At 42.8% G+C, this 12,396-nt stretch carries 8 protein-coding genes; all 8 read right to left on the bottom strand.

What is annotated here, in order from left to right; all coding sequences use genetic code 11:
• Positions 1 to 7 precede the first annotated feature (7 nt).
• A complete protein-coding gene (locus tag CC90_RS0117190) occupies positions 8 to 1,993 on the bottom strand; it encodes an alpha-L-arabinofuranosidase C-terminal domain-containing protein (RefSeq protein ID WP_031391962.1) in 1,986 nt (661 codons plus the stop codon).
• 64 nt (positions 1,994 to 2,057) lie between these two features.
• Complete coding sequence (locus tag CC90_RS0117185; protein ID WP_031391961.1) at positions 2,058 to 3,848, bottom strand: family 43 glycosylhydrolase; 1,791 nt, start codon at positions 3,846 to 3,848, stop codon at positions 2,058 to 2,060.
• A gap of 22 nt (positions 3,849 to 3,870) precedes the next feature.
• Positions 3,871 to 5,250, bottom strand: a complete 1,380-nt coding sequence (locus tag CC90_RS0117180) for an MATE family efflux transporter (protein ID WP_108702651.1) — start codon at positions 5,248 to 5,250, stop codon at positions 3,871 to 3,873.
• Between the two features lie 141 nt (positions 5,251 to 5,391).
• The gene (locus CC90_RS0117175; RefSeq protein WP_031391959.1) at positions 5,392 to 7,155 is read right to left on the bottom strand and encodes a glycoside hydrolase family 35 protein; all 1,764 of its coding nucleotides are present in this window, start codon (positions 7,153 to 7,155) and stop codon (positions 5,392 to 5,394) included.
• 162 nt (positions 7,156 to 7,317) lie between these two features.
• Positions 7,318 to 8,982 carry a DUF3502 domain-containing protein gene (locus CC90_RS0117170; protein WP_031391958.1) on the bottom strand — a complete coding sequence of 555 codons (1,665 nt, stop codon included), beginning with the start codon at positions 8,980 to 8,982 and terminating at the stop codon, positions 7,318 to 7,320.
• Between the two features lie 134 nt (positions 8,983 to 9,116).
• On the bottom strand, positions 9,117 to 10,040 hold the full coding sequence (locus CC90_RS0117165) for a carbohydrate ABC transporter permease (protein ID WP_031391957.1): 924 nt from the start codon (positions 10,038 to 10,040) through the stop codon (positions 9,117 to 9,119).
• Positions 10,041 to 10,059: 19 nt separating this feature from the next.
• Positions 10,060 to 11,031: an ABC transporter permease gene (locus CC90_RS0117160; protein WP_031391956.1), complete on the bottom strand. Its 972-nt coding sequence runs from the start codon at positions 11,029 to 11,031 to the stop codon at positions 10,060 to 10,062.
• A 301-nt stretch (positions 11,032 to 11,332) separates the two neighbouring features.
• Positions 11,333 to 12,394: a LacI family DNA-binding transcriptional regulator gene (locus CC90_RS0117155; protein ID WP_031391955.1), complete on the bottom strand. Its 1,062-nt coding sequence runs from the start codon at positions 12,392 to 12,394 to the stop codon at positions 11,333 to 11,335.
• Positions 12,395 to 12,396 lie beyond the last annotated feature (2 nt).

The raw sequence follows: 12,396 nt of genomic DNA, 5'->3' as shown, positions 1-12,396 counted from the left end.
ACCTTTCTCATAGCCTGCAAACTTTGGACCATATCTTTTTCGCCGGAATCCTTACTATCACAAAAGAAAGCGGCGGCAGGGAATAGCTTCCCGTATTTAACTCCACTTGAGAGCTTACGGGCCGCACGTTTTCCTCTTCCAGGGAATTTACTGCCTCATTTCGATCTCCGCGAAGCACTATTTGCTCTGCAATCATCCCTTGCAGCTCCCAGTTTTCTTCCAGCTTCCACTTGATGTGTTTTTCTTCCTCATCCATATTGACAAGCTTCACAATCAACTGGCTGCTCTTTTCATCATAACTTACCTGACAGGGGATATCCTCCGTTTCATAAATTATATTATAATCCCCGGCATTTAAGGCGAACATCTGCTGTACATAATAGTTCGGAGTGGCATACACCGCCCTCCCGTCAAACCAGATTAAATCCGGATTCCACTGCGCATATCCGATACGGGCAAAAAGCGGTGCATAACTGGTCATCGCTACCACATCACTGTTTTTGGCTGCTCCCGTCAGGAATGCCGCCTCCGCCAGCGCAGCTTTCAGATTGTTCCCTTCGGGATGGTTCATAGGAAGCCAGCCCTGGGGATGGGCAGCATATTCTCCGAAAAATATCTTAATATCCCGAGGTACTTTATCAAAATAATCCGTATGGGTGCCGAACCATTCAGGCTCCTTATAATAGTGCTCGTCTACCGCATAAACAAAATTTTTATTCCCGGCATGTTCACGATAGAACTCCCAGGACTTTTCAAAGCGCACAGAGTCCAGCTCCGGGCCTGACGTTCCGACAAGCTTTATCTGGGGATATACCTTATGGATTTCTCGTTCGAACAGTATATATCGTTCGAAGAAACGGCTCTCGTCATCCTCCCATTGCTCGTTTCCTACTCCTATCATTTCCAATCCGAAGGGTTCTTCATGTCCCATCCCGATACGGAGTGACCCCCACTTCGTGTCCGCACCACCATTGGCAAATTCAATCAAGTCAAGGTAATCCTGTATATATTCCCAAATAGCTTCGCTATCCGGCTCCACCCTTTCATGAGACTGGAATTGACAGGCAAGTCCTACACCCAATATCGGCAGAGGGGCCGCTCCAATATACTCACAGAGCAGAAAATACTCATAGAAGCCAATCCCATAGGTCTGACCATAGTGCGAATATATGCTGTGATACTCGTTCTCCTCATTATTGCCATGCAGCGCCCAACGGTTCCAATTGTAACGTCGCTGCTCTTTCGCACCTAACGTGTCTTTAAATCTATAGCGATTGGAAAGTGTGGCACCCTCCACTACACATCCTCCCGGAAAACGCAGAAATCCAGGATTCATCCCTTTCAACATATCCGCCAGATCCCTGCGGAAGATACCATATACCGCATCCTCCGGTATCATAGAGAAGCAGTCAAATTCTATCGTTCCCGGATTTTCTAATACCACTGCAAACCGGGCTGCGCTGACCGCTTCCTCCACGGTCAGATCTGCCTTATATTTTTCCCACTTATGCCAACCGTGAGCATCCGCCCCGTGAATTTCTATATTCCGTTCTGCAACCGTCTTCTCATCTTTGATTACCGCTACTTTCACCATTCCGCTATATTGTGCAGCTCTGGCATAAAAAGATATATGATACGTCATTTTCTGTTTCATATGAAGCCCTTCATATGCCTTATTATAAAAACCACTGCCTCCTTCAGAAGCCATTACACGCAGATAATGCGGGTTATTTTCATGAACGGAGCTTCCTTGAACAATATCGAGCGAAAGTCCTGCCTCTTTATGTAATATACTCCATGCATACAATCCGTCTTGCTTTATAAAATAATCCCTGTCTTTACCTCCTCGTACATCCATGCTTTCGAAATTTCCATTCTCCAGCATCTCCGCATACAATCCACCGTCGATAGCATAATTGATATCTTCTATAAAAAGTCCTATAAATTCTCTCGGTATAGCCGGACCTTTTTTATTCGAAATCTTCAGTTCCATATGTTCTCTCCTTCATTGAAATAATCTTCTTTATCCGATAAAAGCCGACGTTCATCCTTTTCTCTCATCTGGCTATGATTGGCAGTATCTTCCCGTCTTCCCCGAACTCCAAAGGAGCGATGCACACCTCTCTGTGGTATCCCTTTCCTTCCGGATATTGAGCGAGGGGTGTTCCGAATCGATGATAGGCAATCAGGTAACTATCACTTTCCGGCATCTTGCATATACTGTGATGTCCTGTTCCCAATATACCGCGCCGCTCATCTTTTTTCAATATTATCTGTATGTTATTTACCGGGCCGTAGAGAGAACTTGCAACACCATATTTCACATGATAATCTTCGCTTCCGGTATCGTCGCAAGACCATGTAAAGTGATAAGTATCCCCTCTTTTTATTACAATTACAGATTCCCGGAAATCTATTAACCCATCTATATTCCTCAAAGTCTCCTTCTCAATGTAAAGCATATCCTCCGACAGTTTTGCCACTGCCGGTTCTCCGTTGCCGAACAGAAGATAATAATTATCTCCTTCCGCATATACGGCAGGGTCGATAGTCTGTGACATCCTGATATTGCACTCTCTCATCATATCCATAGTTACCATAGGCTCTTCCATTGCCCGAAAGGGCCCTGCAGGCGAATCTGCTACAGCCACACCGATGCAAGAACTTCCTCCTGTGTCCTTGGCACAGAAGTAGAAATAATATTGGCTTCCCTTTTTGGCAATACAGGGAGCCCACGCATGACCCGTTGCCCAAGGAACCTGTTCCGATGCCACATCCAGCAAATCAGCCGCTTTCTCAAAACATTTTCTGCCAACAGATGAAAATACGGAAAATATATGCCCCGACCAATGCGGGAATCCGTCTGTCGTAGGATAAATATAATAAATACCATCCTCATAGTACAAATCAGGATCCGCATAAAGCCCCTCTATCACAGGATTCTTCCCTTCATAATAGGCCATAAGCCGATCATATTCCTCATCCGTTACAGACAGGATACCTCCATGGCGCTTCTTTGCCTTCCCCATATCGAACTGGCCGGGTTCCGGAATCTGAAATCTGCCGGAAGATAAATCCTTGGTGAGCATCGGCAAATATCCTTCTCCTGCCGCAAACCGGTCAGCAATCAGACACCATGTCTTTCCGTCAGGAAGAAGATATCCCTCCGGCCCTTCCACGCCCTTCAGACTATCCAATGCAGCAGAAGGAATCTTTACGAATTCTCCCTGTAAGGTATCTGAGACCTCCAGAATCAATCTGCTTGCAGTTTCGTCCTTGGATATCCGGTAATAATGTCCCTCACTCTCTAAAATCGTGGTATCTATCACATGACTTTCCTTCTCCATATAACAGAAAGCATCTGAAAACCTTCGAAAGTCCGATGTATATGATGCATATATCCGGTGCTTTCCTTCTGCCTCCCCTTCTTTTCTGACCTTAGAGGCGAAAAACACAAGGAATTCCTGCCGCTCTCTATCAAATACGGCCTCCGGTGCCCATACACAACCGGCATCCGTGACTCCTACGGTACAAGCGCTCGGTCTGCTCCAGTGCACCAGATCTTCCGTCTCCCAGACAATCAAATCTCTGCTGCCTTCTTCCTGTGCCGCTTTCCAGCCATGTCCGGCTTCAATACGAAAATCCGTTGCTATCAAGTAGATTTTCCCATCTAACGGATTTCTCACCGGGAAAGGGTCCCTGACTCCGCAAGTTCCTATCTCAGAATAAAGTACAGGCCGCCCGCCATTTAAATCCTGCCAATGCAGCCCGTCCCTGCTCAGCGAAAAGTAAATCTGTTCTCCATCCTTTTCTTCACCGGTAAAATGTACAAATAGATATCCTGCCATCATTCTTCTCCTTAATAATCTTCTATACCTTCATCATCTTCCACTTTCCTGACCGGAATCTCCGGAAGAATAATAATCCCCGGAATATTTCATCCATCATAAATGCAATCCAACATCCTGCAAGTCCCAGTCCAAACCGGATACCCAGAATATAAGAAAATAAAATGCTGATCATCCAGCAGGAAATACTGGCAATCACCATAGGGAACATCACGTCTCCCGCTCCTCTTAAGGAATTATCCTCCACATGGTTAAAAGCTCTGCCTACTTCTACAAAAATGTCAATGAACAGTATGATTCCCGACATGGCGATAATCTCCGGATTATTGGTAAATAATCCTATCAGTGGTTTATGCAGCATAAACACTACCGTTGACAATATAAGGTTTGACGTAACCGATAGCTTCAGCACCTGTTGGTTCAGCCGGTATGCCTTGTCATATTCCTCAGCTCCTGCCATCCATCCCATCAGTATCGCTGTAGATAGTCCCAATGACATACCTATTACGTATACATAGAAAACGATAGAGGACACATATATTTTCGCCGACAACGCCACAGTACCGAGAATTGCCAATATAGAGGTAGAAATCACTTGGGAAAGAGAATAAGAAAGGGAACTGACCCCTCCCGGAACTCCTACCCTCAGTATGTTTTTAATGCAGCCCAGCGTCTTTAAGTTTTTCCGGTTAAACTGAAGATTCAATCCCGATCTCATCAACAGTATCATAATCAATATTAACCCTATAACATAGCTGACTACGTTAGAAATGGCAATTCCTTCCGCCCCATAGAAAGGCACTTCAAACGGACGATAAATTATAATAACATTAAATACAGCATTCAATCCATTCATAAACAGCGATACAGCTACTGCCGGCTTAGGCCTTCCATAACTCCTGAGTATAGCAGAAGCCGCCGCCTTGATTCCCTGTAAGAAAGAGGTGCCCATGCAGATACGAAAATATATCTCTGCCATATCGAGCACCTCTCCTTCTAAATTCATTGCTGCCATAATGGGCCTGCTCAAAGCTGCCAGCAGAAAGCTGAAAAAAAGACTGATGCCTCCCGCCGTAAAAAGAGAGGTAAATGCGGCATCACTAGCCTCCTTTTCCTGTCCTGCCCCCAGTCTGTGGCTTATTACGATAGAAGCACCGCCGCTCACTACAGCATAGAAGGTATACATCAACCCTATCACCTGACTGGCAGCGCCTACTGCCACCACCGCTTCGTCAGAATATTTTCCCATAATAATGGTATTTACCGTCCACATCATATTCATAAGAAGCTGTTCAATAAACATAGGTATAAATAAGTTCTTTAATGTTATTTTTCCTTCCGTTGTCTGTATTACAGTCACTTCAGGATCAATAAAATGCATGGTCTTGGCATATGATTTCATGCATGTTTTCCTCCGCATATCATTCATTTAATTTTAAGAAGACCGTTAAGAAATGTAAATGTACTATTTTTTCTATTTTAGTAATATTTTTTCCTCTGTTTTAGCATTTGAAATACTTTACTCCGCAGAAAGCAGGTGCTTTTAGCCAACATCGGGCTCATTTACCAGCGAAATTGTATTTCCTGTTATACCATCGGTTTCAAAAATCACAATCTCGTTCTTCCCCTTTTTTATAAGCGGCGCCGGTATGAAAAGCCTCTTTTGAGGTCCGATTTCCCAGAACCTTCCTAAATTAAATCCATTAATAAAGGCAGCCCCTTTCCCCCATCCCGCAAAATCAAGAAAAGTATCTCCCTCTTCTTCTGCCGAGAAGATAAAACGATAAAAGGCCGGAACACCCTCTTCATAGTCCTTGGAAAAATCTATTTTATCTATATGATCGAGCGGCAGACTATATTGCTTCCAATTATTATGTATATGTCCATTTATTTGTACGCACTGGCTAATTCCCTTCCGCTGCATCTCCATCCTTGGCCCGAAGTTCACACGCCCCATGTTCTCCACCAGAATATCCAGTGCCGCCCCTTTTTCGAAGGTCACTGAAACATCCTTTTCCTCCAGAAGCTCCCTATCATACAAAATGGTAACCAGCTTTTGATCCACTAAAATATTTGCCCGGTCATTTGCTCCCCAAAGCCTAATTTTTTCTATATTTTCTTCCGTATCCAATGTGGAATGATATAAGATATAGCCGTAATTTTGTCCAAGCTTTTCCATGCATTCCGTACACGGGCTGACTACGGGACTGCTCAAATCATCCAATGCCGAAAATAGGCTTACTTTATCTTGTACAGTAAGTGTACCGTAAGCTTTTCTCACAATTTTACTGCTGAGTGCAATCTTTGGAATCTCCCTATATTTAGAAATGACCTGCCGGTAAAGAAGATACTTTTCCGTAACCTGCCCGTCCTCAGTAAGCAAGGCATCGTAGTCATAGGAAGTAACATCAGGCGTCAGCCGGTCATAATAATTTGCCCCATTCATAAAACCAAAATTAGTGCCTCCTTCGAACATATAAATATTTACATGTCCAAGCTCCAGCATTTTATCAAGATCTTTGGCACTTTCTTCCGGCTCTCTCGTGATATGCCCTCCATTGCCCCAGTGATCGAACCAGCCTACCCAGAATTCTGTACACATTAACGGACCACCATCGGTATATCTTCGCAATACTTCAAATCGCTCTTCTGTCCTGGAACCAAAGTTCCCTGTGGGTAATATCCCTTCCATAGCCCCGGCGTTTAAATTCTCGGGAAAAGGTCCGTCAGAGGTTACCAAGGGCACCTTCACTCCGCCCTTTACCATGAGGTTCTTAATCGCTTCCATATATGCCTTATCATTTGCATAATAGCCATATTCATTCTCAATTTGCATAAGGATAACCGGACCGCCCTCCGTAATCTGCAGCGGAGTGATGAGCGGAAGGAGGACTTGGTAATACTCTTCCACATGCCGCAGAAAAGAGCCGCAGCTTGCCCGAAGTCTCATATCATCTTCTCTGATCAGCCATGCCGGAAGTCCGCCGAACTCCCACTCCGCGCATATATATGGCGATGGCCGGAGTATTACATACAGCTCCAGCTCTTCCGCTATTTTTACAAATTTTTGTATATCCCACATCCCTTCAAAATGGAATTCTCCTTTTTCGGGCTCATGGATATTCCATGGGATATAGGTTTCTACCGTATTACATCCCATAGCTTTCAGTTTTTCTAACCGGTCTCTCCAATACTCGGGAACAATTCGAAAATAGTGGATTGCTCCTGAAATAATCTGAAATGGCATACCGTCTAAATAGAAGTTTTCTCTGATTTCAAATTTTTTAAGTTTTTCAAATTGCCCCATTGCTGATATTCTCCTCTTTTTGTCTTTTTGGATTCATAGAACAAAAGTGTGCTGCGCATCTACTTTTATGTAATAGGAGTTCTTTCCTAATTATATAAAAATGCTGCTGCCTCTCAGGCAGCAGCACTCCTTTTACGCACTACAATCAATATATTATTTTTACTATTTATAAAGCTCATCAAACTGTCTTTGCAGTTCCGCCGTAACATCATTAATACCTGCCGCTTCTAAAGCTGCCTGATATTCAGCAACAATTTCCTCTGCTGTTCCTTTGTATTTGCCAAAAGAAATCTGCTTCATATAGTTCGTATGGATCTCATTGATATTATTAATCTGAGACTGAATCATATCTACATCCGCTACAAACTGTCCATATGGATATTCAATCTTTACCGAATCATAATGATCATATAATTTATCAATTTCACTCCAGTTTCTCGTAGCATCTCTGATTTCCAGATTGTCGTTGCGTCCCCACCAATAATTGGTCGTTCCGTTGATATTATCGGTATCCTGATTGTATCCTTCAGGGAGAATACGAAGTCCGCTTTCATCCATATCCCATGAAACACCCTGAATTCCGTAGCAGAGAAGCTTATAGCAATCAGGATCATTTCTCAGCAAATCATAGACCATAAGCGCTCTCTCAGGATTATTGCTGCCTGCGGAAACTGCCATAGCGCCATGGGTAATAGATAATGCCACTACATTATCGCGTTCCTCACCAAAGTAGAAGAAGCCTGATGCCGCATCCGGAGTATCCGCATAAATAGTATTTGCCGGAGTATGGCTTACCAAATCGGTCCAAGTCTGGGTATGATGCTGCTCTGCCGCAACACGTCCGATTCTGTAATCATCACGGTTAGTGGATGCGGTATTATTTAATACATCTGTCTTCCATACGCCAATCTGATCCCATTCTTTCATCATCTTCGCGTACTCAACCAATAAATCTGTCTCTGTCACATAAGGAGAGTATATGGTATAGAGGTCATCCTTTGTTCCTCCCCACATAGCACCGGAATTCAGTCCGTCAATCGACACATAATCCGTGTTGGACAGGATATAACCGCTTGCCAATTGTCCATATTGTGTACCGTCAGAGTCCCAGGGAATAATATCTGGATATGCCTGTTTTACATAACGGAAATATTCTGTCAAATCGGCCCAGCTATGTACGCCGTCTTCAAGTCCGGCTTCCTTTGCATAATCCAAACGATAAATAAATCCATGATTAACCCACTGAGCGTAATTATCTTCCGGCATTAAATAAATTTCGCCATTGTATTTGCATAAATCCCAGTTCGAAGCGGGTACGCTTTCCCAAGTCTGCGGAGCGTATGTTTTTAACATATCTTCCGATAATTCAAGAAACGCTCCGTTTTTGGCATTCGGCCATGCATCCAGCCAGTCGGAAGCCGTACCGACCAGGTCTACCGTGCCGTCCATAGATGCCAGCGTCAAGTTATAATTAGAAAGATAATCTGTCCATGGGATAAAGTATATCTGCAGTTCTGCATTTACCTTCTCTGTCAATATCTTATTGAGTTCCACCATCATCGCATCATATTTTTCCTTAGTACCGGTGGGAATCTCGCCTGTCGTCATGTAAGTAATTACCACATGCTCTGATGTGTCGATATCCGCAGCAGCCGTTTCTCCTTCTGTGCTTTCTTTCGTGTTTTCTTTCGTGCTTTCTTCTGCACTTTCTGAAGAACTGCTTGACGGATTTGAGGCTGTACTGCTGGAAGCAGAAGAGTTTCCACAACCCACAAGGCCGGTAACCATTGTAGCTGCAAGTAATAATGCAACAAGTTTCTTTTTCATGTTCTTTCCTCCTTTTTTTGGGAATGCAATCGCATCATCTATATTGTCTCTGGTCAACCAGAGCGACAATCTGTTAAGTACTATTCAGCCTCCGGCTCCCTGTCCATGTAACTCTATTCATAGTCTTTCATTCTCTAGCCCTTTACAGCTCCAACCGTAATACCGCTGATAAAGTACTTCTGAACAAAAGGGTATAATAATATGATCGGTCCGGTCGCCAGTACCGCATTGGCCATCTTAACACTTTCCTGCGGGATATCTGCCAGATTAATAAACTGTCCCGCTACTGAATTTTTCAGTGCATCTGTTTTGTTCACAATCTCATATAAAGTATACTGAAGCGGTTTCACTGCAACCTTCGAGCTGAGAAACAAAGAGGACTGATACCATTCATTCCAATACCCCAGTGCAAGGAACAATCCAATTGTCGCTAATGCAGGTTTTAACATAGGTAAAATCAATGCTGTGAAAATCTTAATATCTCCCGCACCGTCAATTTTTCCCGACTCCGTAATTTCATGCGGAATTGCTTTCACGAAGTTCTTCATTAAAATGATCAGCCAGGGACTCATCAAAAGCGGCAGTAAAACTGCCAGATAGCTGTCTTTTAATTTATAAGTCTGTGTCATCAGCAGATAATAAGGCGCAAGTCCTGCCGAAAACAAACTGGTAAAGTAGATATAAAAGGAGATTGCATTCCTGAATGGAAAATCCTTTCTTTGCAGTGCATAACCCGTCATCGAAATAATGAATAACCCGATTCCGGTACCAAATACCGTTATCAGAATGGTCAATATGTAAGATTTCCAAATACCGCCGCTTTTGGTAACCATAGCGTACGCTTCCAAGCTAATTGCCTTAGGAATAATCTGTACGCCTTCTGCACGAATCACTGCTTCGCTGGTGAAGGATGTACTTATAATAATGATGAATGGAATAATACAGCATAAAGCATAAAAGCTAATGAACACATACCCGAATCCTCTAATCGCCATGTCTGACTTACCAAGCTTCACCTTAGCGCCTGAGTCTATCAAATCTATATCTTGTTTTGCCATAATGTGCCTCCGTTTCCGCTTAGAACAAGGAATAATCCGGTTCTACCTTTCTTACAATCCAGTTGACTGTCACAACAATGATAAATCCAATGATAGACTGATATAATCCGACTGCAGAAGCCGTAGAGAAGTTGAAATCTGTCATAGTTGCACGATATACATAAGTTTCTATAATATCAGTAGTGCTATACAGCAATGGATTGGTACCTACCACGTTGTAGAATAGGCCGAAGTTACCTTTTACAATACCGCCAAGCGCAAACAGCAGCAAAATTACAATTGTTGGTTTTAGGTTTGGTAAGATAATATACCGGATTTTCTGAAAACCATTCGCTCCATCTACCTTCGCCGCTTCGATCATCTCCGAATCAATACCCATAATAGCCGCAAAATAAACGACTGAATTATATCCCGTCTGCTGCCATAAATAAATCAAGATCAATAGCGGAGGCCACGAGCCCGGCTCGGCATAAGGCTGCCACTTTTCTAATCCCATACTGCTAAGGATTCCATTTACAAAGCCGGTGTCATAATTCAATAAGTTAAATACTAAAATACCGATTAATACCTGCGAAATGAAATACGGAAGGAACATAATCGTCTGCGAAATCTTCTTAAACAATCTGCCCCTCATTTCGTTCAACAAAATTGCCACAAATACTGCCAGGGTATTACCCAGTAAAATAAATGCCAAATTATAAAGAACCGTATTCTTTGTCAGGTCAAACAGCTTCCCTGATGTAGCCAAAAATTCAAAATTCCGAAGTCCTATAAAAGCGCTTCCGAAAATACCGTCTCTGTAGTTGTACTTTACAAATGCTACCCATATGCCGGGCATCGGCATGTAACTAAAAAAGAAAAAGAATAATACTGCCGGCAAGCACATAAGAAGCAAGACCTTCGACTTCTTTACTTTTTTCCAGAAAGATATTTTAGGAGCGGGTATCTTGGTTACCGGCGCATCCTTTCCCGCATTTAATGCTTTATCCATTTTCTCCTCCCATACGACCATTTCAGTCCCATCTCACTGCGCACTTTTATTAGTCATTTTCACTATTCGAAATCGGTTTCATATTTTATTTATGTTCATATTTTACTATTATCTGCACAGTTCTGTCAATGCTTTTCTTGCAATCGGTTTCAATATGTCATTATCCATAAGTTTTAGGCTTGTATTTTGTTTATTTTTTATGCGAATATAAAAAAAGCAGTTATTTTTTTATCAAATAACTGCTTTTTATTGCTTTTTTTATTCTTTTTTAGGTTTTCTTATGAAACCGGAGTCAATCTTGTTATCCTATTATTTCCGGCACCTTTCCACTGCTCCCCCGAACAATCAGAGTCGGAGGTATGAGCTGAAGCTTAGGATTTTCCCCTCCTTCTATAGATGCAATAGCCGTTTCAATTAATTGTTCTCCAAAGCTCTCGTAATTATAATCGATTGTTGTAAGCTTCGGACTGACCAGTTCGGAAACATAAGTATTATCATAGCTTACCACGGAAATGTCCTGCGGAATACCTAAACCATGCTCCTGAATACTTCGGACAATACCCACTGCTGCAAAATCATTAATTGCTATTACCGCTGTCGGCCTTATGCCCTGATCGAGCATCTTGTTCATACGGGCATATCCGGTTTCATAATCATATCCACCATCCTCTACCGTCAGCGCTTCCTTAAAAGCTATTTTATACCTGCTTAGATTCTGCTTATATCTCTGAAACTTTTCAAAGGTAGAAAGAACATTCATCCGTCCTCCGATCAATGCTATCTCCCTATGTCCCAATTCTATCAAATGCTCCATTAAAAGATCTATACACTTCATGGCATCAATTCTAACCTGATAGCACTGAGTCCCATCCAGCTTCCCGGTTACTACCATAGGAATGTTATTCATTAGCTTATTAACCTTTTCTACATATGATGCGTCAGATACGAGGTCATCTACTCGTCCGCCCATCTGGATAACTACATCGACTCTCTGTTCCTGCAATTTCTCCAGCAGCTTTTCCTCTTGCATCCGCTCGCCCAGCGCATTGCAAAGCATAACCGTATACCCCGCCTTTTGTGCAGCCACCTCACAGGCTACAAACACATCCGCATAAAAAGGGTTCCTTATGTCCGCTGTAATAATTCCTATTACTTTACTTCTTGTATCGGAGAGTCCCCTTGCCATAGCATTCGGTTTGAAATCATACTTCTCAATTAATTCCAATACTCGCTGCTTTTTTTCATTGCGGACATGGGCATTGTTGGTCAGCACCCGAGATACCGTTGACGCGGATACTCCCGCTTCTTTTGCTATATCATAAATGGTAATTACCTTATTCTCACCACTTCTATATGCATCCATTC

It is taken from the genome of Kineothrix alysoides, assembly GCF_000732725.1.
Taxonomy (GTDB): Bacteria; Bacillota; Clostridia; order Lachnospirales; family Lachnospiraceae; genus Kineothrix; species Kineothrix alysoides.
This window is presented reverse-complemented; position numbering and strand designations above follow the sequence as displayed.

Excerpts from the sequence above, each read along its gene's own strand:
- CC90_RS0117190 (WP_031391962.1), bottom strand. The coding sequence starts at position 1,993 with ATGGAACTGAAGATTTCGAATAAAAAAGGTCCGGCTATACCGAGAGAA.
- CC90_RS0117185 (WP_031391961.1), bottom strand. The coding sequence starts at position 3,848 with ATGGCAGGATATCTATTTGTACATTTTACCGGTGAAGAAAAGGATGGA.
- CC90_RS0117180 (WP_108702651.1), bottom strand. The coding sequence starts at position 5,250 with ATGAAATCATATGCCAAGACCATGCATTTTATTGATCCTGAAGTGACT.
- CC90_RS0117175 (WP_031391959.1), bottom strand. The coding sequence starts at position 7,155 with ATGGGGCAATTTGAAAAACTTAAAAAATTTGAAATCAGAGAAAACTTC.
- CC90_RS0117170 (WP_031391958.1), bottom strand. The coding sequence starts at position 8,982 with ATGAAAAAGAAACTTGTTGCATTATTACTTGCAGCTACAATGGTTACC.
- CC90_RS0117165 (WP_031391957.1), bottom strand. The coding sequence starts at position 10,040 with ATGGCAAAACAAGATATAGATTTGATAGACTCAGGCGCTAAGGTGAAG.
- CC90_RS0117160 (WP_031391956.1), bottom strand. The coding sequence starts at position 11,031 with ATGGATAAAGCATTAAATGCGGGAAAGGATGCGCCGGTAACCAAGATA.
- CC90_RS0117155 (WP_031391955.1), bottom strand. The coding sequence starts at position 12,394 with ATGGATGCATATAGAAGTGGTGAGAATAAGGTAATTACCATTTATGAT.